Origin of the sequence: Sphaerisporangium siamense (genome assembly GCF_014205275.1) — a bacterium.
Lineage (GTDB): Bacteria > Actinomycetota > Actinomycetes > Streptosporangiales > Streptosporangiaceae > Sphaerisporangium > Sphaerisporangium siamense.
The window spans coordinates 1609222-1633922 of record NZ_JACHND010000001.1; the positions used below are offsets into that span (position 1 = coordinate 1609222).

The 24701-nt window shown below is 70.0% G+C and carries 30 protein-coding genes; 15 read left to right on the forward strand and 15 right to left on the reverse strand.

Annotation, left to right across the window (positions count from 1 at the left end; all coding sequences use genetic code 11):
- Positions 1–481 precede the first annotated feature (481 nt).
- Positions 482–1096, forward strand: coding sequence for an RDD family protein (locus BJ982_RS07495; protein ID WP_184877794.1), 615 nt, complete (start codon positions 482–484; stop codon positions 1094–1096).
- Positions 1097–1109: 13 nt separating this feature from the next.
- Here the strand turns inward: BJ982_RS07495 and BJ982_RS07500 are convergent, their stop codons facing one another.
- Together BJ982_RS07500 and BJ982_RS07505 are read right to left on the reverse strand one after the other, a co-directional pair.
- On the reverse strand, positions 1110–1787 hold the full coding sequence (locus BJ982_RS07500) for a response regulator (RefSeq protein ID WP_184877796.1): 678 nt from the start codon (positions 1785–1787) through the stop codon (positions 1110–1112).
- A complete protein-coding gene (locus BJ982_RS07505) occupies positions 1784–2878 on the reverse strand; it encodes a sensor histidine kinase (protein ID WP_203959051.1) in 1095 nt (364 codons plus the stop codon). Before BJ982_RS07505 ends, BJ982_RS07500 begins: the two co-directional genes overlap by 4 nt.
- 134 nt (positions 2879–3012) lie before the next feature.
- On the opposite strand from BJ982_RS07505, the gene BJ982_RS07510 reads away from it, so the two are divergent.
- On the forward strand, positions 3013–4212 hold the full coding sequence (locus BJ982_RS07510; RefSeq protein WP_184877798.1) for a serine hydrolase domain-containing protein: 1200 nt from the start codon (positions 3013–3015) through the stop codon (positions 4210–4212).
- A 111-nt stretch (positions 4213–4323) separates the two neighbouring features.
- Here BJ982_RS07510 and BJ982_RS07515 read toward each other — a convergent pair whose 3' ends face one another.
- Positions 4324–4590 carry a hypothetical protein gene (locus BJ982_RS07515; RefSeq protein WP_184877800.1) on the reverse strand — a complete coding sequence of 89 codons (267 nt, stop codon included), beginning with the start codon at positions 4588–4590 and terminating at the stop codon, positions 4324–4326.
- Here BJ982_RS07515 and BJ982_RS07520 point away from each other — a divergent pair.
- Positions 4589–4786, forward strand: coding sequence for a hypothetical protein (locus tag BJ982_RS07520; protein ID WP_184877802.1), 198 nt, complete (start codon positions 4589–4591; stop codon positions 4784–4786). The two genes, BJ982_RS07515 and BJ982_RS07520, sit on opposite strands and share 2 nt — an antisense overlap.
- 223 nt (positions 4787–5009) lie before the next feature.
- Here the strand turns inward: BJ982_RS07520 and BJ982_RS07525 are convergent, their stop codons facing one another.
- The 3 genes from BJ982_RS07525 to BJ982_RS07535 all read right to left on the reverse strand — a co-directional run bounded on the left by BJ982_RS07525 (position 5010) and on the right by BJ982_RS07535 (position 8131).
- Positions 5010–5555, reverse strand: coding sequence for a dihydrofolate reductase family protein (locus BJ982_RS07525; RefSeq protein ID WP_184877804.1), 546 nt, complete (start codon positions 5553–5555; stop codon positions 5010–5012).
- Positions 5556–5699: 144 nt separating this feature from the next.
- Positions 5700–7337, reverse strand: a complete 1638-nt coding sequence (abc-f, locus tag BJ982_RS07530) for a ribosomal protection-like ABC-F family protein (protein ID WP_184877806.1) — start codon at positions 7335–7337, stop codon at positions 5700–5702.
- Between the two features lie 326 nt (positions 7338–7663).
- Positions 7664–8131: a GNAT family N-acetyltransferase gene (locus BJ982_RS07535; protein ID WP_184877808.1), complete on the reverse strand. Its 468-nt coding sequence runs from the start codon at positions 8129–8131 to the stop codon at positions 7664–7666.
- Positions 8132–8237: 106 nt separating this feature from the next.
- Between BJ982_RS07535 and BJ982_RS07540 the strand changes: the two genes are divergently transcribed.
- Positions 8238–9089, forward strand: a complete 852-nt coding sequence (locus tag BJ982_RS07540; RefSeq protein ID WP_184877810.1) for a DUF72 domain-containing protein — start codon at positions 8238–8240, stop codon at positions 9087–9089.
- 11 nt (positions 9090–9100) lie between these two features.
- Here the strand turns inward: BJ982_RS07540 and BJ982_RS07545 are convergent, their stop codons facing one another.
- From BJ982_RS07545 to BJ982_RS07565, 5 genes are all read right to left on the reverse strand, one after another.
- The gene (locus BJ982_RS07545) at positions 9101–9712 is read right to left on the reverse strand and encodes a GNAT family N-acetyltransferase (RefSeq protein ID WP_203959050.1); all 612 of its coding nucleotides are present in this window, start codon (positions 9710–9712) and stop codon (positions 9101–9103) included.
- Positions 9713–9803: 91 nt separating this feature from the next.
- The gene (locus tag BJ982_RS07550) at positions 9804–10214 is read right to left on the reverse strand and encodes a PPOX class F420-dependent oxidoreductase (protein WP_184877811.1); all 411 of its coding nucleotides are present in this window, start codon (positions 10212–10214) and stop codon (positions 9804–9806) included.
- Between the two features lie 80 nt (positions 10215–10294).
- Positions 10295–10645 carry a DUF1801 domain-containing protein gene (locus BJ982_RS07555; RefSeq protein ID WP_184877813.1) on the reverse strand — a complete coding sequence of 117 codons (351 nt, stop codon included), beginning with the start codon at positions 10643–10645 and terminating at the stop codon, positions 10295–10297.
- Positions 10646–10989: 344 nt separating this feature from the next.
- Positions 10990–11571 (reverse strand): ArsR/SmtB family transcription factor, encoded by a 582-nt coding sequence (locus BJ982_RS07560; RefSeq protein WP_184877816.1) that lies wholly within the window; start codon positions 11569–11571, stop codon positions 10990–10992.
- A gap of 144 nt (positions 11572–11715) precedes the next feature.
- Positions 11716–12120, reverse strand: coding sequence for a hypothetical protein (locus BJ982_RS07565; protein WP_184877818.1), 405 nt, complete (start codon positions 12118–12120; stop codon positions 11716–11718).
- Positions 12121–12723: 603 nt separating this feature from the next.
- Between BJ982_RS07565 and lpdA the strand changes: the two genes are divergently transcribed.
- The 6 genes from lpdA (at position 12724) to BJ982_RS07595 (ending at position 16969) form a co-directional block, all read left to right on the forward strand.
- On the forward strand, positions 12724–14124 hold the full coding sequence (gene lpdA / locus BJ982_RS07570; RefSeq protein ID WP_184877820.1) for a dihydrolipoyl dehydrogenase: 1401 nt from the start codon (positions 12724–12726) through the stop codon (positions 14122–14124).
- 134 nt (positions 14125–14258) lie between these two features.
- Complete coding sequence (locus BJ982_RS07575; protein ID WP_184877822.1) at positions 14259–14768, forward strand: RICIN domain-containing protein; 510 nt, start codon at positions 14259–14261, stop codon at positions 14766–14768.
- A gap of 94 nt (positions 14769–14862) precedes the next feature.
- Complete coding sequence (locus BJ982_RS07580; RefSeq protein ID WP_184877825.1) at positions 14863–15066, forward strand: DUF6203 family protein; 204 nt, start codon at positions 14863–14865, stop codon at positions 15064–15066.
- A gap of 243 nt (positions 15067–15309) precedes the next feature.
- Complete coding sequence (locus BJ982_RS07585; protein WP_184877827.1) at positions 15310–15933, forward strand: PadR family transcriptional regulator; 624 nt, start codon at positions 15310–15312, stop codon at positions 15931–15933.
- Between the two features lie 152 nt (positions 15934–16085).
- Positions 16086–16523 (forward strand): SgcJ/EcaC family oxidoreductase, encoded by a 438-nt coding sequence (locus BJ982_RS07590; RefSeq protein ID WP_184877829.1) that lies wholly within the window; start codon positions 16086–16088, stop codon positions 16521–16523.
- Positions 16520–16969: a hypothetical protein gene (locus tag BJ982_RS07595; protein WP_184877831.1), complete on the forward strand. Its 450-nt coding sequence runs from the start codon at positions 16520–16522 to the stop codon at positions 16967–16969. The genes BJ982_RS07590 and BJ982_RS07595 overlap by 4 nt, the downstream gene beginning before the upstream one ends.
- Before the next feature lie 40 nt (positions 16970–17009).
- Here the strand turns inward: BJ982_RS07595 and BJ982_RS07600 are convergent, their stop codons facing one another.
- Positions 17010–18236, reverse strand: coding sequence for an AI-2E family transporter (locus BJ982_RS07600; protein WP_184877833.1), 1227 nt, complete (start codon positions 18234–18236; stop codon positions 17010–17012).
- Positions 18237–18369: 133 nt separating this feature from the next.
- Positions 18370–18813, reverse strand: coding sequence for a hypothetical protein (locus tag BJ982_RS07605; RefSeq protein ID WP_184877835.1), 444 nt, complete (start codon positions 18811–18813; stop codon positions 18370–18372).
- 217 nt (positions 18814–19030) lie between these two features.
- Between BJ982_RS07605 and BJ982_RS07610 the strand changes: the two genes are divergently transcribed.
- Positions 19031–19564 carry a peptidylprolyl isomerase gene (locus tag BJ982_RS07610; protein WP_184877836.1) on the forward strand — a complete coding sequence of 178 codons (534 nt, stop codon included), beginning with the start codon at positions 19031–19033 and terminating at the stop codon, positions 19562–19564.
- 170 nt (positions 19565–19734) lie between these two features.
- On the forward strand, positions 19735–20616 hold the full coding sequence (locus BJ982_RS07615) for a rhomboid family intramembrane serine protease (protein ID WP_184877838.1): 882 nt from the start codon (positions 19735–19737) through the stop codon (positions 20614–20616).
- A gap of 86 nt (positions 20617–20702) precedes the next feature.
- Here BJ982_RS07615 and BJ982_RS07620 read toward each other — a convergent pair whose 3' ends face one another.
- Positions 20703–20948, reverse strand: coding sequence for a cell division protein CrgA (locus BJ982_RS07620; protein WP_184877840.1), 246 nt, complete (start codon positions 20946–20948; stop codon positions 20703–20705).
- A 314-nt stretch (positions 20949–21262) separates the two neighbouring features.
- On the opposite strand from BJ982_RS07620, the gene BJ982_RS07625 reads away from it, so the two are divergent.
- Genes BJ982_RS07625 through BJ982_RS07635 form a run of 3 tightly spaced genes read left to right on the forward strand, consistent with a single transcriptional unit; the run spans position 21263 to position 22645 of the window.
- Positions 21263–21886, forward strand: coding sequence for a class E sortase (locus BJ982_RS07625; protein ID WP_239122954.1), 624 nt, complete (start codon positions 21263–21265; stop codon positions 21884–21886).
- A 31-nt stretch (positions 21887–21917) separates the two neighbouring features.
- Positions 21918–22076: a hypothetical protein gene (locus BJ982_RS07630; protein WP_184877842.1), complete on the forward strand. Its 159-nt coding sequence runs from the start codon at positions 21918–21920 to the stop codon at positions 22074–22076.
- Positions 22073–22645: an anthranilate synthase component II gene (locus BJ982_RS07635; protein WP_184877844.1), complete on the forward strand. Its 573-nt coding sequence runs from the start codon at positions 22073–22075 to the stop codon at positions 22643–22645. The genes BJ982_RS07630 and BJ982_RS07635 overlap by 4 nt, the downstream gene beginning before the upstream one ends.
- A gap of 184 nt (positions 22646–22829) precedes the next feature.
- Here the strand turns inward: BJ982_RS07635 and pknB are convergent, their stop codons facing one another.
- The gene (gene pknB, locus BJ982_RS07640) at positions 22830–24677 is read right to left on the reverse strand and encodes a Stk1 family PASTA domain-containing Ser/Thr kinase (RefSeq protein ID WP_184877846.1); all 1848 of its coding nucleotides are present in this window, start codon (positions 24675–24677) and stop codon (positions 22830–22832) included.
- Between the last annotated feature and the right edge of the window lie 24 nt (positions 24678–24701).

Consider the following 24701-nt stretch of genomic DNA (forward strand, 5'->3'; position numbering starts at 1 on the left):
GCGAGAGCGCTCAAGGCGAGCAAGATGGTGCCGGTCAGTAATTTTTGCCGAAGTTTCAATGGCCCTCCCTTTTGTGATCCTGTGTTCCGTGATCAACGTATATGGCGGTGAATTTGCTGTGTACATAGCGATACGGTGACATATTCGTGTGGCGGCTTCTGGTGGGCTTTGTCGCCAGGCGGTTCCTTATTGGAGGCGGAGGTGCGGACGGTGGGCGTCCAGGCATTGGGCGGCATTTCGGATGGCCTTGAAGGGAAACCCTCATGGAGAACGTGGTGGCGTGGGCAGTTCCCGCGCTGCTGGTCGTGACGGGATTTCTCGCCTGCCTCGGACGCAGGGGCCCGCGGAGGCCGGGTGGCGGACGGCAGGGGCTCTCGTGCTCATCGCGGTCGCCGGGCCGCTCACTCCGGTCTACGCCGCGCAGGACGGCACCTGTGGCGGCGGCCTGCCCATCCTCGGCGCGTAGTGGTTCGCCGCCGTGGTGAACGCCTGGGGAACCACACAGGTCTGCCTCCTGGGCGCGGCCGTCCTCGTGCTGGTCGCCTCCCGGATGATGGGCCCTGCCGCCTCGGAACACCCGGTGGTGGCTTCGTCGACCGGTGTGACCTGGCGCCGGCCGATCGCGCTCCTCGTGGACTACGCGTTCATCGCCGTGATCCTTCTCTACGGCCTGCCACTCGTGCTGTTCCTGGTCGGCCTGGACAGCTCCTTCTCCTCCTCCATAAGTCTGGACTTCGGACTGCTGCAGGGGTTCACCCTCTCGCCGTTCCGGGTCGCCGCCGACCGGGTGATCGTCCTGCCCGTCGTCTTCCTGTACTTCTGGGGACAGCACAGCCGGTGGGGTCAGACTCCGGGAAAGCGGCTGTCGCGTATCCACCTGGTCGCCGCGCGGTCAGGGGGCCTGCCTCCGGCGGGCTGGACGGCCCTGCGCACGCTGATCTTCCCGATGTCGCTGTTCGTGCCGGTGGTCGGGCCACTCGTTCTGGTGGTGACCGGGCTGTGGACGCTCTTCGACCCCGGCGCCAGGACACTGCACGACCGATGGGCGAAGACCGAGGTCGCGCGAACGATGTCGGACGTCAGATCGGGGATCTAGCCCGCTGTGCCCCTCAGAGGTCTCGATCGCCGCGTGGTGTGACGAGTCCGGATTCGTACGCCACAACGACGGCCTGGGCGCGGCTGTTGAGATCGAGCTTCGACATCAGGTGCTTGACGTGCGTTTTGACCGTTGCCTCGCTGAGCACCAGCCGTCCCGCGATCTCCCGATTGGTCAGGCCGTAGGCGACGAAACGGAGGATCTCCGTCTCCCGCGCGGTGAGCTCGGACAGCCGTGAACGGGTGAGGGAGGTCGCGCGGTGCTGGTCGGCGTACGTCTCGATCAGGCGATGGGTGATGGCGGGCGCGAGCAGGATGTCGCCGGCGGCGATGGCGCGCACCGCGGAGATGATCCGGTCGGGCGGGGTGTCCTTGAGCAGGAACCCGGAGGCGCCTTCGCTGAGCGCGGTGTAGATGTACTCCGGCAGGTCGAACGTGGTCAGCACGATCACGCGCGGCATCGGGTCCGCGTCGCCGGTCAGGATGTCGCGGGTGGCGGCGATGCCGTCGCGGACGGGCATCCGGATGTCCATGAGGATCACGTCGGGCCGGGTCTCGGCGGACAGCGCCACGGCCTGCTCGCCGTCGGCCGCCTCCCCGACGACGGTGAAGCCGGGCGCGGCGGTGAACAGGGCGACGAGGCCGGCGCGGATCAGCGGCTGGTCGTCGGCGATCAGCACGCGTGTGGTCATCGGTCACGTCCCGTGGGGAGTCGCAGCACGACGCCGAACCCGCCGTCCACGGGCCCGGCGGTCACGGTGCCGCCGTACAGCTCAGCCCGTTCCCGCATGTTGTGGATGCCGCGGGGAGTGTGGCCGGGGACGGGTGGCGGTGGCGGGTCGCCGGTGTTGACGATCTCCAGCGTCAGCAGGTGGTGGACGGTGTAGTCGAGCGTCACGCGCGCCGTGGCCGGCCCGGCGTGCTTGAGGATGTTGGTCAGCGACTCCTGGGCGACGCGGTACGCGCACAGGTCGGGCCCCGGCGCCAGGGGCCGCTGCTTGCCGCGCACCTCGACGTCCACGGGCACGCCCGCCCGCCTCATGCGCGCGACCAGGCCGTCCAGGTCGGCCAGCCCGGGTTGGGGGCCGAGCTCGCCGTGGCCGTCGATGCGCAGCACGTCGAGCAGCCGCCGCATCTCCGTCAGCGCCTCGCGGCTGGTGTCGCCGACGGTCGCGATCGCTCGCCGCGCGGTGGCCAGGTCGCTGTCGAGGACGTACTGCGCCACGCCCGCCTGTAAGGACACCACGGACATATGGTGGGCCACCACGTCGTGCAGCTCGCGGGCGATGCGGATGCGCTCGTCGGCGGCGGCCTGCGTGGCGCGTTCGGCGAGGCGCTCCACCTGTTCACCCCAGCGCCGCGTGCCCTCCCCGAGGCCCCAGGCGACGAGCACGATCACCACGGCCTGCACCAGCTCCGGCCAGGTCATGGCCGGCGACAGCCTCAGGTAGATCAAGATCATCACGGAGGTCGTCGCCGTGAACATCAGCGCCGCCACCCACCGGGGCCGCAGCGTCGCCACGGTGAACATCGCCACCAGGATGCCCACCCCCGTGTTGATGAACATGTCGTCGTTGAGCGTCGCGTACACGGCCAGCGCGCCGAGCATGAGGCACATCATGATCACGGGCGCCCGTTGCCGTACCGCGATGGGCGCGATCATGAGCAGGATGAGGGCGAAGGCGAACGGATCCGCCCCGCCGTACGCCACGACGGTGGCCACCATGAGCCCGGTGAGCACGACGGCGAGCAACACGTCCACCAAGATCGGCTGGAATCGCACCGGCCCACGGTAGCCGCGACGCGGATACGCGGTCACCAGCCTGTGGGGGCATTTTCCGCTACCCCTGTGGGGGTACCCGGAAATGCCGTCGCAGGGTGACGATAAACCGCTCGCCGATTTCTAGTTTTCTCGGCATGAGACGAACATTCACATTCGCGACGGCCCTCTGCCTGGCCGTGGGACTTTCGGCCGGCACGGCGGTCGCCTCGGCGGCGCCGGCATCCTCGCCGTCCCGAACATTACAGCGCGACGCCGACCTTCTGGTCGCGGGCGGTTCACCGGGTGCGCTGGTGGAACTGGTCACGCCGCGAGGCCGCGTGAAGGTGCGCAGCGGGTACGGCGACGTGAAGGCCAGGACGCCCGTGCCGTGGGACGCGCGGTTCCGGATCGGCAGCTTCACCAAGATGTACGTGGCCACGACGGTGCTGCGACTCGTGGGCGAGGGGCGGCTGTCCCTTGAGGACACCGTGGACCGGTGGCTGCCGGGAACGGTCGCGGGCAACGGCAACGACGGACGCCTGATCACCGTCCGGCAGCTGTTGCAGCACACCAGCGGACTGCGTGAGTACGCGCGGGAGATGCCGAGCCTGTTCAAGGAGAAGGACTTCCTGCGCACCCGGTTCGACACGGTCACCGCCGCCGAGGCCGTGCGGCTGGCGACGTCCAAGGCGCCGGACTTCGCGCCGGGCACGAGCTGGGCGTACTCCAACACCAACTACATGCTCGCCGGGATGCTGATCGAGCGCGTGACCGGACGGACGTGGCAGCAGGAGGTGACCGCGCGCGTCATCCGCCCGCTCGGCCTGCGCCACACCTTCGCGCCGGGCACGTCGCCCGCCATCCCCGGCCCGCACGCCAAGGGCTACGACCGGTTCGCGGAGAAGGGCATGGAGGCCGGCCCCGACGACCCGCTCGGGCCGCCGGTGGACGTGACGCTGATGAACCCGTCCTGGGGCGGCTCGGCGGGTGCGATGATCAGCACCACCGAGGACGGCAACAAGTTCCTGCGGGCCCTGCTGGGCGGGAAGGTGCTACGGCCCGCGCAGCTCGCGGAGATGAAGCGGACCGTCCCCACCCCGCCGGAGTGGTCGGGGGTGCCCGGCACCAGGTACGGGCTGGGCCTCATATGGACTCCCAACTCGTGCGGCGGATCGTGGTCGCACGGCGGCACCATCCATGGGTTCCTCACCGGCAACGGCGTGACCGACGACGGCGAGCGGAGCGTAGTGGTGTCGAGGAACACCCGCACTCCCGTGCCGGCCGGGGGCACCACGGTGCCGGACCAGGACACCGAGCCCGACCTCATCGACCACGCCCTCTGCGGCACCGGCTGACACCCCGAGGACCGAGGGCGCGGGCCCAGCACCCGCCGCCCTCTTCGGATCGGGGCGCTGTCGGTCGCCGGGCGGAGCGTGTTCCGCCCGGCGATGGGCGATCCCGGACGGTCAGGGGTTGCCGGAACGGCAGATCGGGGAGGTGTGGTACTCGACGGACGCCCCGGTGGCGTCGGACACGACCGCTCGGATGTCGTACGCGAAGGTGGGCTGGCAGCCGATCGACACGTAGGCGCGGTCGTTGAACGCCGGCACGTTGTTGCCGTTCACGTACCAGCGGATGGCGATCGGCGCGACCCCGCCGCTGTAGGACACGTCGCAGAGGAATCGCCGCGCGAGCGGCTCACAGTAGCCGCTGTTCAGGATCAGAGCCAGCATGGTCGCCGAAGAAGCGGCCGTCGCGGCGGTCGAGGCGGACCTGGACGACGCGGCAGACGTGGTGGACGTGGTGGACGCGGCCGAGGCTGAAGAGGCGAGCGTGCCGGGTAACGCCAGTAGACCGGCCGTCACCACGGCGGATAACGCGATTTTGAGCGACCTGCGCATGTCTGTCTCCTTCTGGGATAGGACGTGACTGAGGGGCGCGCTGTCATGGGGGTGCGGCAGCCCGTCCATCCCATGATTCGCCGGCGCGGTCGCGGCGGATGACGGTACCGACATTCTTCACAAAACGCTGGTGACCGGGAGCTCATCCGACAGCCGGAACGCCGCCTCCCGTGAGGGAAGGCGGCGTTCGCGCTTGGCGTGCCATCGACGGCCGTGGTCGTTCACTCGCCGTCGAGGGGTGTCGTCGTCGGCTACTTCGCCACGGCTTCGTAGGCGAGGTGGAGGACGCCGGTCTTGAAGGTCGTCGAGGAGATGAGCTTCAGGGGGATCTGGACGCCGTCCTCGAACAGCCGCTGGCCGGTGCCGACCGCGATCGGGTGCACCAGCAGGTGGAGCTCGTCGATCAGACCGTGCCGCAGCAGGGAGCGGACGAGGTTCGTGCTGCCGCTCATGTTGATGTTCAGGCCCGGCTCCTGCTTGATCTTGGTGATCTCTTCGACGAGGTCACCCTTGACCAGAGTGGAGTTGTTCCAGTCCACCGTGTCCAGCGTCGTCGAGACGACGTACTTGCGGACGTTGTTGATGAAGCCGGCGAACTCATCGTCAGCGGACTGCTTCGGCCAGTACTCCGCCCACTCTTCGTACATGACGCGCCCCATCAGCATCGCGTCGGCGTCGGCGGCCAGCGCGCCGATGGTCGCCCCCATCTCGTCGTTGAAGTACGGGAAGTGCCACTGGTCGGGCGCCTCGACGACGCCGTCCAGCGAGATGAAGAAGGACGCGACGATCTTCCGCATGTCTGGTTTCCTCCGCCTCAGGTTGTCTGTCTCCACGATGTCACCCGACAATCAAAACTGTCAAGACAATCTCAGTTGTCGGTGCGCGGCACAGGACGGCTCACAGGGTGGGACGGCCATGTCGTGCCGGACGCGGAGCGTGTCTCAGAGCTCGTCGGGAGCCGACGTCTCGTGGAGGGCGCCGGAGGTCAGGTGGAGCCAGCGGGTGACGCCGATGGCGTGCAGGAAGGGCAGGTCGTGGCTGACGACCACGAACGCCCCCTCGTAGGCGTTCAGGGCGTTCTCCAGCTGGCCCGCGCTGGCCAGGTCCAGGTTGTTGGTCGGCTCGTCCAGCAGGAGCAGGTGCGGCGCGGGCGCGGTGGACAGGACGCAGGCCAGGGTCGCGCGCAGGCGCTCGCCGCCGGACAGGTCCACGGCGCGCAGGCGCACGCGGTCGCCGCGGAAGAGGAACTGGGCCAGGCGGTGGCGCCGCTCGTTGTCGCCCATCTGGGGCGCGAAGCGGCGCAGGTTGTCCACGACGCTGAGGTCGAGGTCGAGCAGGTCGAGGCGCTGCGACAGGTACGCCGCCCGGCCCGCCGCCCGGTCGATCCCGCCGGTGGACGGCTCCAGCAGCCCGGCGACGAGCTTCATCAGCGTGGACTTGCCCGAGCCGTTCGCGCCCAGCAGCGCGACCCGCTCGGGCCCGCGCAGGCTCAGCGTCACGCCCGGAGGCGCGAACACCGGCTCCCCCGCCCCGTATCCGACGTTGACGTCCTCCAGGGTGAGCACCGTGCGCCCCTCGGGGACGCGGGTCTCGGGCAGGGCGATGGCGATGCGCGCCTCCTCGCGGAGCGCCTGGTTCGCCTCCTCCAGCCGGGCCTTGGCGTCCGCGGTGCGCTGCTGGTGGACGTCGGCCGACCGCGCCGCCGACTCCTGGGCCTGGCGCTGCAGCGTGCCCGCGTGGATGCGGGCCAGGCCGAGGGAGCTCTTGTTCCGCTTGGCGTTGCTCGCCCTGCGCTGGGCGCGTTCGCGGGCCTCCTGCGCCTCGCGCTTCTGGCGGCGCAGTTCCTGCTCGGCGCCGCGCACCGCGCGCTGCGCCGCCTCCTGCTCGCGGTCCACGGCCTCGGTGTAGGCGGTGAAGTTCCCGCCGTACAGGCGCAGCTCCGCGGGGTGCAGCTCGGCGATGGCCTCCATGCGTTCCAGCAGGGCGCGGTCGTGGCTGACCACCAGCAGGCAGCCCTTCCACTCGTCGACGACCTGGTAGAGCCGCTCGCGCGCGGCCCGGTCGAGGTTGTTGGTCGGCTCGTCGAGCAGCAGGACGTCCGGTCGCCGCAGTACCTGGGCGGCGAGGCCGATGGATATCACCTGGCCGCCGCTGAGCGTGCTGAGCGGCCGGTCCAGCGTCACGTCGCCGAGGCCGAGCCGGTCGAGGACGACGGTGGTGCGCTCCTCGATGTCCCAGTTGTCGCCGACGGTGGTGAAGTGTTCCTCGCGCACGTCGCCGGCCTCGATGGCGTGCAGCGCGGCGCGGACGGGGGCGATCTGGAGGGCCTGGTCGACGGTGCCGTCCAGCATCGGCAGGGCCTGCGGCAGGTAGCCGAGCTCGCCCCGCACGGAGACCGAGCCGGCCGTGGGCCGCAGGTCTCCGGCGATGAGCCGCAGCAGCGTGCTCTTGCCCGATCCGTTGGGGCCGACGAGGCCGGTGCGGCCGCTGCCGAGGGCGAAGGACAGGCCGTCGAAGACGGGGGTGTCGTCCGGCCAGGCGAACGACAGGTCGGTGCAGACGATGGTGGCGTCGGACATCAGCGTTTCCCGAGGACGTGAAGCCCGGCCTGGGGGAGCGCGTGCCACGACGAGGGGGCCGTACGGGCCCCGGCATGGTCGGACGCGCGCCAGGCCGGCGCATGGGCATGATGGTGGACGGATACCGCGGGCCCGGGCGCGCTCCACGCGCGAACCGGACCGGCGCGTCACCTCGCGTCGCGCGGTGGTGACGGGCGGCGGGGTATCACTCGGAGGTGTCGTCCTCGCTGACCAGCATGCTGGGGCCTCCGTGCCTCGGCGATGTCCCCGAACGGGGTTCGCATCGCATGCTACCACCGGGCGCCGCGCGCCCGGCTCGCCCGCCATTACGCCTCAGCGGCCTCCAGGACCAGGAGGATGTGCTCGTCGTCGCCGTCCCGGGCGGTGCCCGCGCGGCGGAAGCCGCTCTTCTCCAGCAGGCGCACGGACGCGGTGTTTCCCGCGAACGGGTCGGCGTACAGAGGCCGGGTCTTCTCACGGCTCAGGAAGAGGGCGAGCGCCCGGGTGGCGACGCCCCGGCCCCAGAACGGACGGCCGAACACGTAGCCGATGTAACGTTCGTCCTTCTCCCACCAGGACACGATGTTGCCCGCGACCTCGCCGTCCACGGTGACGGTCTGCACCAGGGCGGTGGGATCGCCGAGCACCCTCGTGGTCCAGTGCGTCATGAAGACGTCCCGCTCGCGGGGCGTGAACCTGGACCGCCGCACCGCCTCGGGATCGTGTTCGTGCCGCAGGAACACTTCGAGGTCGGGTGGTTCGACGTCGCGCAGCCGCAGCTCTTCGTCGCTCATGAGGCCCGAGTCTCGCACCGGCCACCGACATTTTCCGTGGACCGCGAGGCGGGAAGAGGCGGAACGGGTGCGTCCGGTGCGCCGCGGCTTGGATACCGTCGGGTGCATGCGGCTTCATGTGGGATGCGCGATGTGGACGCATACGTCATGGCAGGGGAGGCTCCTGCCGCATCCGCTTCCGCCCGGGGAGCGGCTGCGGGCCTACGCGACCTGGTGCAACGCCGTCGAGGGCAACACGACGTTCTACGCGACGCCGTCGCGGAGCACGGTCGAGTCGTGGGCGCGGCAGATCGCCCCCGACTTCCGCTTCCTGGTCAAGCTGCCCAAGACGGTGACGCACGAGCGCCGCCTCACCGACGCCGGTGAGCAGCTCCGGCCGTTCCTGCACGCGATCGAGCCGCTCGGGCCGCGCGTCCAGGCCCTCTGGGTGCAGCTTCCGGGGACGTTCGGGCCGTCCGACGTCGAGACTCTCGCGGGTTTCCTGCGCGGGCTGCCCGATACCTACAGGTACGCCGTCGAGGTGCGTCACCGCGCCTTCTTCCAGGACGGGCGAGCGGAACGGCTCCTCGAAGGCGCGCTCGCCGAGTTCGGCGCGGAGTGGATCCCCTTCGACACCGTCGATCTGTTCCAGCGCCCGCCCGCCACGGACGCCGAGCGGGAGGCGTGGTCGAGGAAGCCGCGCATGCCGCGCCGGTCGAAGGCCCTCACGGCTCGTCCGATCGTGCGCTACATCGGCAGGGACGACGCGGCGCTCACGGTCGAGGGGCGGCGGCACTGGGCCGAGACGGTGGCGGGGTGGCTGCGCGAGGGCCGTTCGCCGACCGTGTTCATCCACACCCCCGACAACACCGAGGCCCTCACGCTCGCCCGGCGCTTCCACGACGACGTGCGGGCGCTGGTGCCCGAGGTCGAGCCCTTGCCCGAGCCCATGCCGGCCGAGCCCCTGACCCTGTTCTGAGGCGGACGGGCCTACGCCCCGGCCCCTGGATGCCGGTCGATGCGGTAGACGTAATGGGCCCAGTCGTCGATGGGGTTATCCGGCTCCAGGTCGCCCTCGGCGACGCGGCGCAGCCCGGCCTTCTCCAGCGCCCGCCACGACCTGCGGTTGGCCGCGGACACCGGGACGAGCACGCAGGTCGCCGCCGGGATGTCCGTCCACGTCCTTTCGACGACCGTGCGGATCATCTCGGTGCCGAGGCCGACGCCGACCCGCGCGGGGTCGCCGATGAGGTAGTCGATGCCCACCGCGCCCTCCGGGACCTTGACGACGGGCGCCAGCTCGGCGACGTATTCGGGGACGTCGGCGTACTTCGAGCGCTGGACCAGCCCGAGCGGCCGGCCGTCGTGGAAGACGAGCAGGTCCTCGGAGGGATCTTCGCCGCGGGTGGCGGGGCCGAAGTCGCGTGCCACCCCCTCGGGGGAGGTGTCGTGGTTCCACCACCGGGCCACGTGCGGCTGCTCCAGCCACTCGCGCAGCAGCGGGAAGTCCTGCTCGGTCAGACGGCGCCATGTGATCATCTGGGCCTCCGGGTGCGAGGTGGCGTCAGGCAGGTGGGGGCCGCCGCCCGCGGATCGGTTCACGCGGGATGCCGACGGTAGCAACGCCGTACGACCGCCGGCATCCGAATATCTCGCGGCGGCACCTGGATCGCCGCGCCGGGACGCGCGCGGGTCATTCCGCGCCGGTGCCCAGCACCTTCCGCGGGGTCAGCCGGATCACGACGCGGACGACCTCCGGGGGAAGGGCCAGATACTCCTCGCCCGCGCCCGCCCCCTCGTACCGCTCGGCGAGCGCCACGGCCAGGGCGCGCCCGGCGTCCTCGGTCACGGTGGCGGTGCCGCGCACCTCGATGTACGTGAGCGGGTCGGCCTTGTCGTAGACGCAGAGGCTCGCCCGGGGGTCGCGCCGTAGGTTCTTCTCCTTGCGCCTGCCCTGGGCGGTGGAGATGAGCACGTCGTCCCCGTCTCTGCCGACCCACACCACGGAGGTCTGCGGGCTCCCGTCCGGGTTCAGGGTGCCGAGGATTCCCACGTTGGCGCCGTCGATGAGCTTCCGCGCGCCGTCGCCGAGTGTGACCGTCATGATCGGTAGCCTAACTCTCGGCCTCTGGGGACGGGCGGTTCCTCACCGGGCCGCACGACGACGCGCGGGGAGCCGAGGTCCTACTCTTCGTCCAGCTTCACGGCCTGCTTGATGTAGTCGCGCAGGGCGGGCTCGTTCAGGGACTCCAGCGTCTTGATCTTGACGTGCCGCGTGGTCTTCCCGATGCCGTCCAGCAGGCCGTGGGAGTCCTGGAACTCCGCGCCGCGCGTGAAGGCGAAGGTGATGTGGGTCTTGCTCGTGCTGATGATCGCCAGGTTCCCGTTGGCCTTCCACGCCGGGGACCCGCGGCTGATGATCTCTTCGGAGGCGGGGGCCTCCTGCTTCATGAGGGAGCGGAGCTTTTCCACGATGCCCTGATGCTGGGGAAGCACCTTGGTCTTGACGAACTCGTCCACTTCTTTGCTGCTCACCGCGAACCTCCTTGCTCGTTGCCGTGGCTTTCACGCCAAAGGCGCCGGCGTGGTCATGGCCTCGCTCGTATCGCATTGTCGCTTCGTTAAGCGAAAAGCGCCTTCGTGGGAGGGCGCCCGCGTCCGGGACGGAGCGTCGTTCCGCGTCCAGCATCGCATAGCGGGATGGCCGTAGGCAGGGGGCACGTCACCGGGGAACGTGAGGAACAGGGGTCGTGTAGGGGTTGATCCGGCACGCTCGCGGATGTGCGCGCACGCCGTGCGAGAGGGCGATTTCCGCAGGGCGGGCGGCGATTCTCATTATGCGATTTCCCGCGCCGCGGCCGGTAGGGGAAAGGCGGCGTTCAGGAGTCCACCTTGGGGTGCACCGCGATGATGACGCGGTGGTCGCGCCCGCGGCGCGCGCCCTCGTGGTGGTACTTGCCGGCCAGCGCGGTCACGGCGGAGGCCAGTTCGCGCGCGAAGGCGGCGCGGTCGGCGGCCGAGGCGAAGCGGATCTCGCCGTCGACGGCGAACGTCGCCACGGGCCTGCGCGTCCTGGCGGTCCCGGTGATCAACGTGCCGAGGTCGCGCACCAGCCGGGCCGCCAGGGCCAGGAGCCACCGCGCCGAGAGCTGGTCGGGCGAGCGGGCCGGATCGGGCGCGACCGCGTCCAGCGCGACGGGGGAGATCACGTACGACGCCGCCGTCGCCCGCAGGACGCGCTCGGTCGCGTTGCCCTTGCGGCGTTCCTCGACCAACCGCACCAGGCCGTGCCGCTCCAGGGTCTTGAGGTGGTAGTTGACCTTCTGCCGGGGCAGGCCGAGCCGGGCGGCGAGCATGGTCGCGGACGCCGGCTCGGAGAGCTCGGCCAGCAGGCGCGCCCGCACAGGGTCCAGCGACACCTCGGCCGTGGCCGGGTCCTCGATGATTTCGACGTCTCTCATGCCCTCAGGGTGACGCCGAAAAATTTAGTTGTCAACATATAGAGTTATTGTCGGAAATGGGCTGACGTGCCCGTGTTCCCCGCGCTGCCGTGCCGGGTGCCGCCGGCGGGACGGCCACGGTGCGGGGAACACGGGCGGCCGTGGTCAGGCTTTCGGCGTGCGCTCGGTCGAGGTGGAGGTCGCCGTCACCGGTCCCCCGACCGAGTCGGGGAAGATGAGCCTGATGTTGACGGTCTGGGCCTGGCGGTTGACGTTGTGGCTGCGGCTGTGGCTGCGGTTCCAGTGCCGGGCCCAGTTACGGGCCCAGCTCCGGGCCAGCGAGCTGTTGAGGGCGCGCGCCCAGGCGCGGTTCCAGTTGCGGTTGCGGTTGCGGTTCCAGTCCCGTGCCTCCCCGTTACCCCCGTTACCCCCGTTACCCCCGGCGGGCAAGCTCGTGACGGTCGCCGCTTCGGCGCTGGTGACCGTGGTCACGGCACCCATCCCGACCATGCCGGTGGCGAGTGCGGCGCCGATCGTAAGTGTGCTCAGGAACCTCTTGAGCTTGGGCATTGCTGATCCCCCTGGGACGACATCGATTGCGTTGCGCTGGCATACGCGTAGATGGCTGTGAATGCTGTGATGACTGCGGGAGTCTTCACACTTGTCTTTTTTCCGGGGGCGACGTGTGACAAACGAATAAGTGCCGCTTTTGCTATGTGCTTAACCTCTTGTTGTGGTGTTCGATTCGAGATTTCCCGACTTCGGCCGACATGATCAACTTGATCGTGTCGTACCCCGACGTGCCAGGTAACCTCGCTCCGCACCCGGCGCCTCCCGCCGAAACCCCGCCGCCACAGGGGTTGGAGGACGGCGTGGGCGGATGGTGACCCGTGTCGTTCCTGGAGAAAGGATGGATTCGGGGTCGACGGGCCATCGGCGGCGGCCGGCGGGGTTGAAAGCCTTATGAGGATAAAGGAGAAAGTCGAGGGCTCTATCGCAAACCTAGGCTTTAATCCGGAATAACGGCTTTTCGGGGCTGTGTCCGTTGCGTACGGATCGGGGTGCTTCGTCCGCGAGGAGCCGTCCCGGCCGAAGGAGAGACGGCCGGGACGGACCGTCCGGCGCCCGCCCCCGGTGCACCGGCACGCCTCCGGACGCCTTATGGTCCGGAGCATGACTGCTCATTATGACGTCGTGGTCGTCGGGGCCGGTCCCGGCGGGTACGTCGCCGCGATCCGGGCCGCTCAGCTCGGTCTCAGCACGGCGATCGTCGAGGAACGCTACTGGGGCGGCGTCTGCCTCAACGTGGGATGCATCCCTTCCAAGGCGCTGCTGCGCAACGCCGAACTCGCCCACATCTTCACCCACGAGGCGAAGACGTTCGGCATCCGCGTGGACGGCCAGGTCACCTTCGACTACTCCGAGGCGTTCAAGCGGAGCCGCAAGGTCGCCGACGGCCGGGTCAAGGGCGTCCACTTCCTCATGAAGAAGAACGGCATCACCGAGTACAACGGCCGGGGCACCTTCACCGACCCGAACACGTTGCAGGTGGCCGTGGCGGGCGGCGGCACCGAGACGGTGACCTTCGACCACTGCGTCATCGCGGCGGGCGCCACCACCAGGCTCCTGCCCGGCACCTCGCTCAGCGAGCGGGTCGTGACCTATGAGGAGCAGATCCTCAGCGACGACCTGCCCGAGAGCATCGTGATCGCCGGCGCGGGCGCGATCGGCGTGGAGTTCGCCTACGTCCTGCGCGCCTACGGCGTGAAGGTCACGATCGTGGAGTTCCTGGACCGGCTGGTACCGCTGGAGGACGAAGAGGTCTCCGCCGAGCTGGCCAAGCGCTACAAGCGCCTCGGCGTCGAGGTGTTGACCTCCACCCGGGTCGAGTCCATCGACGACTCCGGCGACAAGGTGCGCGTGACGGTCTCGCGCGGCGGCGAGTCGCAGGTCCTGGAGGCCGACAAGGTGCTGCAGGCCATCGGCTTCCAGCCGCGCGTCGAGGGCTACGGCCTGGAGAAGACCGGCGTGCGGCTGACCGACCGCGGCGCCATCGACATCGACGGCCGCTGCCGCACCAGCGTGCCGCACATCTTCGCCATCGGCGACGTCACGGCCAAACTCATGCTCGCGCACGCGGCCGAGGCCATGGGCGTCATCGCCGCCGAGACCATCGCGGACGCCGAGACGATGGAGCTGGACTACGTCATGATCCCGCGGGCGACGTACTGCCAGCCGCAGATCGCGAGCTTCGGGTACACCGAGGCCCAGGCGCGCGAGAAGGGCTTCGACGTCAAGGTCGCGAAGTTCCCCTTCACGGCGAACGGCAAGGCGCACGGGCTCGGGGACTCCACCGGCTTCGTCAAGCTCCTCAGCGACGCCCGCCACGGCGAGATCATCGGGGGTCACCTCATCGGGCCCGAGGTCACCGAGCTCCTGCCGGAGCTCACGCTGGCCCAGCAGTGGGACCTGACGGTGAACGAGGTGGCGCGGAACGTCCACGCGCACCCGACCCTGGGCGAAGCGGTCAAGGAGGCCGTCCACGGGCTCGCCGGTCACATGATCAACTTCTGAGGCCCCGAAGCGTCGGCGGGGTGGCCAGGCCGCTTCCCGGCCATCTCGCCGTCGTGTCGTCCCGCTCCGATCGGGTCCCGCGCGTGTAAGTTCGGCTACGGAGAGTAGTCGTGCGTGCGCGCAGAGGAGACGCGATGCGAAGGAACATCACCCGGACCGCCCGCCTGCTGAAGGCGCCGGCCGTGGTGCTCGGATGCGCGGCCATCGTGGCCGGGTCCACGGCCGGGGCCGTCGCCGACGCCAAGCCCGAGCCGATTCGCAATCGCGCCAACTCCAAGTGCCTGGACGCCGACCTGAACACGATCGCGCGCAACGGCACCAAGGTCCATCTCTGGCACTGCAACGGCTGGAACAACCAGAAATGGAACTACGACGTCAAGGCGCACACCATCCGCAGCCAGTACAACGGCCGGTGCCTGGACGCCGACCTGAACGGCATCGCCGACAACGGCACGAAGGTACAGCTCTGGGACTGCAACGGCTGGAGCAACCAGAAGTGGATCTACGACGCCGTCAGCCACACGATCTACAGCCTCTACAACGGCCGGTGCCTGGACGCCGACCTCGGCGGCATCGGCAGTAACGGCACGAAGGTCCAGTTGTGGGACTGCAACGGATGGGCCAACCAGAAATGGACGCTGTGAGCGCCCCCTCGCGGGCCGTCCCCCGGCCGTGCCGATGGCATGGCCGCCTCGCGTGCGGGTAGGGGGGGTCCGATGCCCGGAAAGGGGAGGAGCCGTGAAAAGAATCCTGCAACTCCTGGTCACCCGCTGGCTCGCGCGTACGCCGGTCGGCCTGGTCATCCTCGGTGTCGGCTGGTGGCTCACCCGCAGGCGGCGCGCCGGCAAGGCCGAACACCGGCAGGATGTTCCGCGCGAGCCCGGCCGCGGGTCCCGCGATCCTTACGCCTGGACGGGCCCCTCGCGGCGCGGGCGCGAGTAGCCTCCGTCGTCCTCCCTGGCGGGCCGCCGTCGCGCGCCGCGCGCCGGCCCCCGCGAGAGGCCGGCCATTTACCTCGCCGCCCTGGCGTTCTCCGCCTCGGGAAGGCGCTGCCACGTCTCTTACCCGCCTGGCCCCCGGACGGCCCTGAAGCCCGCCGTCCGGGGGTTTCTCGTCTCCGGTGGACAAGCGTCTTCCATTAGTGCAAACTGCCATAAGGAAGTTCGCATCATAAAGGAGACGGTGATGGCACGCCGCAGGGCAGACCGCGACCTGGTGTCGCTCACGGTGCTCGCGCTGCTCTCGGTCCGCCCGAGCCACCCCTACGAGCTGCACCGTTTCATCGTCGAGACCCACAAGGACTACGTCACCGGCCTCCCCCGCAGCCTCTACCACGCCGTCGACCGGCTGGTCGCGGAGGAGCTGATCAGTCCGGTCGAGACGACGCGCGAGGGCCGCCGCCCCGAGCGCACGGTGTACGAGATCACGGCCGAGGGCAGAGCGGAGCTGAGCAGCCGTCTCAAGCGCCTGCTGGAGGACCCGGAGTCCGACGGCCGGCCGTTCGTCGCGGCGATCTCGCTGGTGGGGTGCCTGTCCCCCGAGGAGGCCGGCCGCGCCCTGCGGACCCGCGCCGCCGTCCTGGAGGGCATGGTCGTCTCCCAGGACGCCCACATCTCCGGCCTCACCGCCACCGGCCTGCCGCCCATCCTCCTGCTGGAGGTCGAATGCGCCAGGGCGCTGCGCGCGGCCGAGCTCGACTGGGTGCGCGGGGTGCTCGCGCGGCTGGAGTCGGGGGAGCTGACCTGGACCGGCGCGCTCAAGTCCGGCCTGCTGGACGACCTGCTGGGCGAGCAGCGGCCGCCCGCCTGAAAGACACCGCCGGCCGGGTGCGCCAACACCCGGCCGGCGGCCGTACCCGAACAGATCCGCGAAGGCGGCCGTCCAGGGTCACCCGGCCTCCAAGGATAGGCGCCCCGCGGATCGATCCCGTGCCCTGAGGGGCCTTTTCCGAGGAGAGATCCATGACCGAGACGGTCACCGCCGAGATCCACGACCTGCTGCGCCGCATGACCGACGCCTGGAACACCGGGGACGCGCGCGCCTACGCGGAGCAGTTCACCGCGGACGCCGACTACATCACCTTCTTCGGCATGCGCATCACCGGCCGCGAGGCCATCGAGCAGTCGCACCGGGCCCTCTTCGAGGGACCGCTCAAGGGCGTCAAGCTGACAGAGGGCACCTCCGCGCCCGCCGCGCCGTCGATCCGATTCCTGCGGCCGGACGTCGCGGTCGTGATCGCCTCGGGCGGCTCCTCGCTGGACGGCCGGCCCGACCCGGGGCGCGACTCGATCATCACGCTCACCGCCGTGCGCGAGCCCGACGCGTGGCGGTTCGCCGCCTTCCACAACACCCGCAAGGTGAGCCCGGAGGAACTGCGGGCGAAGGGCGGGGCGCGGTGAGGGCGCCGCTCTGGGAGTTCACGGGCGTCATCGAGGCACCCCCGGACCGGGTCGCCGCGCTGATGGCCGTGCGCCCCGGTCCGGTCGGGCCGGACAACTTGTGGCTGATGAGCGACTCCCTCCCCGGAGGCGTGGTCTCCGGCGGTCCCGGCCGCTTCCGGGTGAGCCTGCCGTCCCTGCCGTCCCGCGCGATGACGATCGAGGCCGATGACGGCTTCGTCGCGGCACAGGGCGGCTGGTGGTACCGCGGGGAGTACCGCCTGGAGCCGCACCCCGAGGGCAGCCGGCTCGTCCACCGCGTGTTCAACGTGGCGCGGCGGGGCCGGTGGGCCGTGCCGATGGCCAACCGGTTCTTCATCGGATTCGAGGCGCGTGGGCGCACGGGGATGAGCGGCCTGCTCGCCCGGGTGGGCGAGCGGCTCGGGTGCGGAACCCGGCTGGAGTGACCGGCCGGTGGCGCGGCGGGGCCCGTCCGCGTCACCGGTCTCACAGCCGTTCCTGGCGGGGCACCACGACCTCCCTGACCAGGAGCAGGACGGCGGCGGCCAGCGGGATCCCGAGCAGGGCGCCGACGATGCCGAGCAGGGCCCCGCCGAGCAGCGCGCCGATGATCGTGGCGATGGGCGGCACGTCCACCGAGGACTTGAACACCCGCGGCGAGATCATGTAGTTCTCGATCTGCTGGTAGATGACGAAGAAGATCACGCACGCGATGCCGGCCTGCACCGAGGTCAGGAACCCCACCCCCGAGGCGACCGCCGCGCCGAGCACCGCCCCCACCATCGGGATGAGGTCGGTCACCGCCACGAAGATCGCCAGCGGCAGCGCGTACGGCACCTTCATCACGGCGAGGAAGATGTACGTCACCACGCCCGCGATCAGCGAGATGATCAGGTTGCCGGCGACGTACCCGCCGATCTGCTTGATGATCTCGTCGCTGAGCAGCCGCACCCGCGTGCGGCGGGAGCGCGGGACGAGCCGGTAGCCCGTCTCCTTGATCGAGTTCAGCGAGCCGAGGAAGTAGAGCGTCAGCACCAGCACCGTGAGGCCGCTGAACAGCGCGCTGATCACGACGCTCGCCACGCCGAGCAGCCCGCCGAACATCTGGCTCGCCAGGTCGCCGCTGGTGACGTACTGCTGGAGCTTCTCCAGGAGCTGGTAGCGCTCGTCCACCGAGCGGATCATCGGGTGGTTCTGGAGCTGCTGGACGTACTCGGGCAGGTGCTGGACGAAGCCCGTCGTCTGCTCGGTGAGCGGGGGGACGATGGCCAGGCCGAAGACCACGAAGAAGGCGATGACGGCGCCGAACACGATCGCGATCGCCGTCCGCCGGGACAGGTTCCTGCGCTGCAGCCACTCCACGGCGGGATTCAGGCCGATGGCGAGGAACAGCGAGACGATGATGAGGACGAGCGCCGAACCGGCGCTGGCGATGGCCTGCACGAGCAGCCACGCGGTCAGCACGCCGAGCGCGGCGGTCAGGCCGAACAGGAAGGGGTTGCTGCGCAGCGGGCGTCCCGGACGCCCGAACGGGTTCTCGCCGCGGTCGTCCACCTCGCGTGCGGAGGCGCGTGGCGGGGCGTCGTCGCGCGGCGCGGGGTCAGGGGTGCGCGCGGAGGCGGCGGTGTCGCCGTCGCTCGTCGCGGGGCCGGCCGGGAAGGGGGGAAAGACGCTGGAGATCTCGGCGCGGTCGGAACTGCCAGTCTCGGACACGCGTCTCCGCTTCCCCGTAGGGCACGGGGTAGTCGCACCTTCCCCCTGATAAAGCCCGAAAAATCCTGATCTATCCCCCTAACGCAGCCACCCCCCGGAAGTTGTCCGGGGGGTGGCTGCGGGGGCCGAGCGATCAGTAAATGCGGCGCGAGGTCTCGTCGGTCGTCGCGCCGGTCTCCTCGGCGCGGGCCGTCGACTCCTCTCGCTCTCCGGACCACCTGCTGGCGTCGGCCGAGGTGTCCTTCATCGAGTCGGCCCACTGACGGGCGTTGTTGCGGTAAAGGACGATGCCCACCGCGCACGCGGCGAACCCGGCGAGGAGCGCGATCGTCGACCACCGTCCCCGGCCGCGACGCCGGAGTGTCGGCGAGGGGTCGATGGCCTCCGCGGCCTGGGTGAGGAACTGGCTCACCTTGGGCGCGATCTGATCCTCGACGGAATGGGCAGCGCGGTCGAACATCGGAGCGGCCCAGACGCGGGCGTCCTCGATACGGTGCGAGGCGACCTCACGGGCGGTGCTCGCCACCGGGCGGACCTGCTCGGCCGTCCGCCTGGCCTGGGTCTTGATACGACCCATCCGCGTCTCCGGTAGAACCATGGTGACGCGGCGTTTTCTCATTGTCAGGGACACGATAGCCTCCCCTGTCCTTGGGGCCCCGCAGGCTCACCTTCCCGAACGATGGCGGCTCAATCCTGAGGCGGCATGGGAGGATGCCGGGTAGGCCAATGCGCCATAGTCCTGAAAACACCACGAATCAAACCCATAAACGGGCATCGAAGGGGGCAGTCCTCTCGTGGCTGAAAATCTCATCGCCAAGCTCCGGACCACTCTCGGAGACATCAAACTCCGTCTCTTCCCTGACCACGCGCCGAAGACCGTGCGCAACTTCGTCGAGCTCGCCGAAGGCACCCGGGAGTGGACCCACCCCGAGACCGGCCAGAAGAGCAACGACCGTCTCTACGACGGCACGATCTTCCACCGGGTGATCCAGGGGTTCATGATCCAGGGCGGCGACCCGCTCGGCCAGGGCATCGGCGGCCCTGGCTACGACTTCGACGACGAGATCCACCCGGACCTCCAGTTCAACCGGCCGTACCTGCTGGCCATGGCCAACGCGGGCAAGCGGTTCGGGCGCGGCACGAACGGCTCGCAGTTCTTCATCACCGTCGTGCCCACGCCGCACCTCAACACCAAGCACACCATCTTCGGCGAGGTGATCGAGGGCCACGAGGTCGTCGACGCGATCTCCAAGACCCCGACCCGGCAGGAACGCCCGCTCACCGACGTCGTGCTGCAGGAGGTCATCATCGAGCGCGTGCAGTCCTGACGCGTCCCGGCGCGAGCGCGTGGGGGCCGGGCCGCCCGGTCCGTCCCCCCGCGCCGCGGGCCGGCGTTTTCGCGCGGTTCTCCAGGTGTAACGGCGCGGGGCGCTCGAACGGCTGCATAGGGTGGCAGTCTGTGGAGTAAGCGCACCGGCGAAGGGGCCGCGAACAGGCGATGACCACTCAGCCAGACCACCCGAATCCGGCGGACCGGCCCGAGGGGCCCGGGCGGCCCGATCCGAACACCAGCGACGCGCTCCCGATGTGCTACCGCCATCCGGATCGCGAGACCTACGTGCGCTGCCAGCGCTGCGACCGCTCCATCTGCCCGGACTGCATGCGCGCGGCCTCGGTGGGCCACCAGTGCCCCGAGTGCGTGCGCGAGGGCAACAGGACCGTACGCCGCGCCGAGGCGGCCTTCGGCGGCAGGCCCGTCACCACCCCGGTGGTGACCTGGGCCCTCCTGGCGATCAACGTGCTGGCCTACCTCGGCGAGGTCATCAACGCGCCGGCGGTCCTCGGCCGGTTCATGATGTCGGCCGACCATGTCGCGGCCGGGGAGTGGTGGCGGCTGTTCACCAGCGCCTTCCTGCACGCCGAGCCGCCGTCGTACTGGCACATCCTCTTCAACATGTGGGCCCTGTTCGCCATCGGCCCCCAACTGGAGAAGATCCTCGGCTCGCTGCGGTTCGCCGCCGTGTACCTGCTGTCGGCGCTCGGCGGCTCCATGGCCGTCTACCTCTTCGGCAGCTACGCCGTCGGGGCCTCGGGCGCGATCTACGGCCTGTTCGGGGCGATGTTCGTGATCTCGCGCCGCATGGGCTACGACGTGCGCGGCGTGCTGTGGCTCATCGGCATCAACGTCGTGCTGACCTTCGTGGTGCCGGGCATCAGCTGGCAGGGCCACCTCGGCGGGCTCGTGGCGGGAGCGGTGGTGACCGGGTTGTTCGCCTACGCGCCCGCCCGCAGCCGCAAGGCGTTCCAGCTCGCGACCGTCGCCGGAATGCTGCTGGTGTACCTGGCCATCCTCATGGCCGTGCCGCCCCTGGCCGCCTGACCGGAGGGCGGGCTGCTTCCCCAGGTTGTGGATAAAGCCTGTGGAAAAAGTCCGCCCTCGTCGGCGAACGGCCGCTCAGGACGGGCTCACCGCCAGCGGGTGGACAGCACCACGCCGAAGATGATGAACACGAACCCGGCGAGAAGGTTCCAGTTGCTCAGAGTGGCGATGCCCGGCAGATCCGGCGCGATGTAGAAGAGCGCGATCCACAGGATGCCGATGATCCATGACGCGACCATGACCGGTGCCAGCCACCGCGGGCTCACCTTCACCTGCTGCGACTTCTGGGGCGGCGTGTAGACCGCCTTCTTGCGAGTGTGGGACTTGGGCACGGCAGCTCTCCTGGTGGGGACCCGCGCGGCCGGCGCGGGCTCTGGCGCCAGCCTGTTCGCTGGCATACGAGGTCCGAAGCAAGCCTAGTCGGCGCGGGCGCGATCGGCGATTCCTAAGTGAACAAGCTTTCGTTCAGTAATGCCGGAAATCCTTGATCAACTCCGGCCGCCCCGGGCAAAGAGCCGGTCAAGCGGCCGCCGGTCTCCCGGCGCACGCCGCCCTCCGCCGATACTCTGGCCGCGCAGGGCGCACCGGGGCGCCCGGTCACCGCCCGAGAGGGGGCAGGCAGGCCGCCCGCGGCCACCGAGACGCCATGAGAATGCTGCTGCGCACCTGCGGCGAGCTCAGCGTCACCGGTGGCCTGGTCATGCTGCTGTTCTGCGCCTACCTGCTCTGGGGCACCAGCTCCTACACCGAGTGGTACCAGAGCGTGCTGAAACGCCGGCTCCTGGAGACCTCCAAGGCGGTCCAGCACGGCGGCAAGCTCTCCAAGATCGACCTCGGCGACGCCGTCGCGCTCATCCGCATCCCCCGCCTCGGCCGCGACTACGAGTACGCCGTCCTCGAAGGCGTCACCCCCGAGGACCTGCGCCGGGGGCCGGGCCACTACCCGGGGACGGCGGCGCCGGGCGCGGTCGGCAACTTCGTCCTGTCCGGGCACCGCACCACCTACGCCGCCCCCTTCAACAGGATCGACGAGCTGCGCCGCGGCGACGAGATCGTGGTCGAGGCCCCCAAGGCGCGCTACACCTACCGCGTCTCCGGCAAGTCCGTCGTGGACCCCTCCCAGGTCGAGGTCATCGCCCCCGTACCCGGCCAGCCCGGCCGCAGGCCCAGCGAGGCCATGATCACCCTCACCACGTGCCACCCCGAGTACTCGGCCCGGCAGCGTCTGATCGTCTTCGGCGTCCTCTCGGGGACGCGGGAGCGGCGGTAGGCCCGGTGTCTCCACCGAGCGAGGAGGACCCATGTACGGATGGCTCTGGCGCGCGATCCCCGGCGGCACCCTGGTCAAGCTGGCCACGGTGCTGGCGCTGACCGGTTGCGCGGGGGTCGTACTCTGGTATGTCGTGTTCCCGATGCTGGAGCCCCACGTGCCACTCGACCGGGCGACCATAGGCCGATGACCCGCGTGCTCGTCGTGGACAACCATGACAGCTTCGTCCACACGATCGTGCAGTACCTCCGCCGGCTGGGCGCCGACTGCGACGTCCGGCCACGCGACCATGTCCGGGTACGCGACGCCGACAGCTTCGACGGCGTGGTGATCAGCCCCGGCCCCGGCACGCCGGAGGCCGCGGGCGTCAGCGTCCCCCTGGTGGACTACTGCGTCCTGCGCGACGTCCCCCTGCTCGGCGTCTGCCTCGGCCACCAGGCCATCGCGGTCGCCGAAGGCGGCGTCGTCGCCCGCGCGCCCGAGCTGATGCACGGGCGCACCAGCGCGATCTCCCACGACGGCAAGGGCGTGTTCGCCGGCCTCCCCTCCCCGGTGACCATGACGCGCTACCACTCGCTGGCCGTGGTCCCGGAGACGATGCCCGAGGTCCTGGAGGTCAGCGCGGTCAGCGAGACCGGCGTCGTCATGGGGCTGCGGCACCGGCTGGCGCGGGTCGAGGGCGTGCAGTTCCACCCCGAGTCCGTGCTCTCGGAGCACGGCCACGAACTTTTCCGAAATTGGCTCACACAGATCGTGTAACGCCGGGCGGCCTCAGGACGACTAACCGGTTGAGGGTCTCCGCCGTCGCCCCCGAGCGGCGGAGACCCTCTTCTCATGTCCGCCGCTGAAGTCCTGAACACGCCGCGCGGACGCCCTCGGACCCCTCGAACACGCGAAGGCCCCTCCCGGTGCGGGAGGGGCCTTTCTGGCGGCGTACGGGGCGTCAGTTGCTGAACTCGTCCGACGGGGGCTCGGTGATCGGCGGGTCCTCGGTCGGGGTCTCCTCGGTGGGCTCGTCGGTCGGGAACGGGTCCTCGGTGGGCTGCTCGGTCGGCGTGGTCTCCTCCGGAGGACCGGACGACACGACCAGCGTGATCGTGGTGCCCGGGTTCAGCTTCGAGCCCGCCGGCGGGCTCTGGCTGATGACGTTGCCCTCCGGCACGTCGGCGCTCGGCTGACGCACCGTCCTGACCTTGAGGTTCTCGGCCTGCAGGGCCGCCTTGGCGTCCGCGAGGGTCTGGTTGGTGACGTCCGGCACGGTGACCTGCTGCTTGGGCACGTAGATCTTGACGATGCTGTTCTCGTCGACCTTCTCGCCCTCGGACGGCTTGGACTGGAACACCTTGCCCTGTTCCTTGCTGGACACGGCGTTCACGACCTGGCCCTTGAGGCCGTTGGTGTCCAGCGTGCTCATGGCGTCCTCGATGCTCAGGCCCACCAGGCGCGGCACGGTGACCTGCTTGACGCCCTTGGAGACCTGCAGCGTCACCTCGGAGTCCTTCGGGACCTTGGTGCCGCTTTCCGGGTCGGTCGCGATGACCGTCCCCTTCTCGACGTCGGAGTTGAACTCCTCGACGACCTTGACCTTCAGGCCCTGGGCCTCCAGCGCGCTCTTCGCGCCCTTGAGGGTCTGCCCGGCCACCGCCGGGATCTGGACCTCGCCGCCCGCCTCGTTCGAGCCGGGGGAGCTGAGGAAGGCGTAGCCGATGCCGATGAACGCGCCGATGACCAGCAGCGGGATGAGGATCCACGCGGCGATCGCCAGCCCGCTGGTCTTGGAGCCGCGGCGGCGCTCGTACCGGCCGCCCGCCTGCGTCGGGGCGTACTCGTACGGCGGGACGGCGGTCGTGCGCTGGGTGGCGGGGCCGCCGCCCGGCGTGGCCAGCGTGCGGGTCTGCTGGCCGGTGTACTGGTTGTTGGTCATCGCCATCGTGTGCGCGGCGTCGACCGGCATGCCCGACATGGCCCGCTGGATGTCGGCGCGCATCTCGCCGGCGCTCTGGTAGCGGTGCGCGGGGTCCTTCGCCATCGCCTTGAGCACGATGGCGTCGGCCCACTGCGGGATCTCCGGGTCGATCTGCGACGGCGGGATCGGGTCCTCCCGCACGTGCTGGTAGGCGATGGCCACCGGGGAGTCGCCGGTGAAGGGCGGTTGGCCGGTGAGCAGCTCGTACAGCACGCAGCCCGTGGAGTAGATGTCGCTGCGGGCGTCCACGCGCTCGCCCCTGGCCTGCTCGGGCGAGAGGTACTGCGCGGTGCCGATGACCTGGGCGGTCTGGGTCATCGTGGCGGCGGAGTCGGCCATCGCGCGGGCGATGCCGAAGTCCATCACCTTGACGTCGCCCGCCAGCGTGATCATCACGTTGGCCGGCTTGATGTCACGGTGCACGATGCCGCCGCGGTGGCTGTAGTCCAGCGCCCGCAGGATGCCGTCCACGAGTTCGATCGCGCGCTCGGGCAGCAGGCGGCGGTCCTGCCGGAGCAGGTCGCGCAGCGTGCGTCCGTCGACGAACTCCATGACGATGTAGGGCACGGGAGTGCCGTCGGTCGTGTCCTCGCCGGTGTCGTACACCGCGACGATCGACGGGTGGTTCAAGGACGCCGCGGACTGCGCCTCACGCCGGAAACGGGCCTGGAATATGTGGTCTCTCGCCAGGTCGGAACGGAGCGTCTTGATCGCGACGACGCGGTCCAGCCGGATGTCCCGCGCGCGATAGACCTCGGCCATGCCGCCGCGGCCGACGACTCCGTCGAGCTCATAGCGGCCACCGAGTAGCCGAGGCTGAGTCATTTCCTGCACTGTCCCTTGCCGTTC

What these genes read in the sequence shown, in the direction of transcription:
- BJ982_RS07500 (WP_184877796.1), bottom strand. Translation starts at nt 1,787, where the DNA reads ATGACCACACGCGTGCTGATCGCCGACGACCAGCCGCTGATCCGCGCC.
- BJ982_RS07510 (WP_184877798.1), top strand. Translation starts at nt 3,013, where the DNA reads ATGAGACGAACATTCACATTCGCGACGGCCCTCTGCCTGGCCGTGGGA.
- BJ982_RS07520 (WP_184877802.1), top strand. Translation starts at nt 4,589, where the DNA reads ATGGTCGCCGAAGAAGCGGCCGTCGCGGCGGTCGAGGCGGACCTGGAC.
- BJ982_RS07515 (WP_184877800.1), bottom strand. Translation starts at nt 4,590, where the DNA reads ATGCTGGCTCTGATCCTGAACAGCGGCTACTGTGAGCCGCTCGCGCGG.
- BJ982_RS07525 (WP_184877804.1), bottom strand. Translation starts at nt 5,555, where the DNA reads ATGCGGAAGATCGTCGCGTCCTTCTTCATCTCGCTGGACGGCGTCGTC.
- abc-f (WP_184877806.1), bottom strand. Translation starts at nt 7,337, where the DNA reads ATGTCCGACGCCACCATCGTCTGCACCGACCTGTCGTTCGCCTGGCCG.
- BJ982_RS07535 (WP_184877808.1), bottom strand. Translation starts at nt 8,131, where the DNA reads ATGAGCGACGAAGAGCTGCGGCTGCGCGACGTCGAACCACCCGACCTC.
- BJ982_RS07540 (WP_184877810.1), top strand. Translation starts at nt 8,238, where the DNA reads ATGCGGCTTCATGTGGGATGCGCGATGTGGACGCATACGTCATGGCAG.
- BJ982_RS07550 (WP_184877811.1), bottom strand. Translation starts at nt 10,214, where the DNA reads ATGACGGTCACACTCGGCGACGGCGCGCGGAAGCTCATCGACGGCGCC.
- BJ982_RS07560 (WP_184877816.1), bottom strand. Translation starts at nt 11,571, where the DNA reads ATGAGAGACGTCGAAATCATCGAGGACCCGGCCACGGCCGAGGTGTCG.
- BJ982_RS07565 (WP_184877818.1), bottom strand. Translation starts at nt 12,120, where the DNA reads ATGCCCAAGCTCAAGAGGTTCCTGAGCACACTTACGATCGGCGCCGCA.
- lpdA (WP_184877820.1), top strand. Translation starts at nt 12,724, where the DNA reads ATGACTGCTCATTATGACGTCGTGGTCGTCGGGGCCGGTCCCGGCGGG.
- BJ982_RS07575 (WP_184877822.1), top strand. Translation starts at nt 14,259, where the DNA reads ATGCGAAGGAACATCACCCGGACCGCCCGCCTGCTGAAGGCGCCGGCC.
- BJ982_RS07585 (WP_184877827.1), top strand. Translation starts at nt 15,310, where the DNA reads ATGGCACGCCGCAGGGCAGACCGCGACCTGGTGTCGCTCACGGTGCTC.
- BJ982_RS07590 (WP_184877829.1), top strand. Translation starts at nt 16,086, where the DNA reads ATGACCGAGACGGTCACCGCCGAGATCCACGACCTGCTGCGCCGCATG.
- BJ982_RS07605 (WP_184877835.1), bottom strand. Translation starts at nt 18,813, where the DNA reads ATGGGTCGTATCAAGACCCAGGCCAGGCGGACGGCCGAGCAGGTCCGC.
- BJ982_RS07615 (WP_184877838.1), top strand. Translation starts at nt 19,735, where the DNA reads ATGACCACTCAGCCAGACCACCCGAATCCGGCGGACCGGCCCGAGGGG.
- BJ982_RS07625 (WP_239122954.1), top strand. Translation starts at nt 21,263, where the DNA reads ATGAGAATGCTGCTGCGCACCTGCGGCGAGCTCAGCGTCACCGGTGGC.
- BJ982_RS07630 (WP_184877842.1), top strand. Translation starts at nt 21,918, where the DNA reads ATGTACGGATGGCTCTGGCGCGCGATCCCCGGCGGCACCCTGGTCAAG.
- BJ982_RS07635 (WP_184877844.1), top strand. Translation starts at nt 22,073, where the DNA reads ATGACCCGCGTGCTCGTCGTGGACAACCATGACAGCTTCGTCCACACG.
- pknB (WP_184877846.1), bottom strand. Translation starts at nt 24,677, where the DNA reads ATGACTCAGCCTCGGCTACTCGGTGGCCGCTATGAGCTCGACGGAGTC.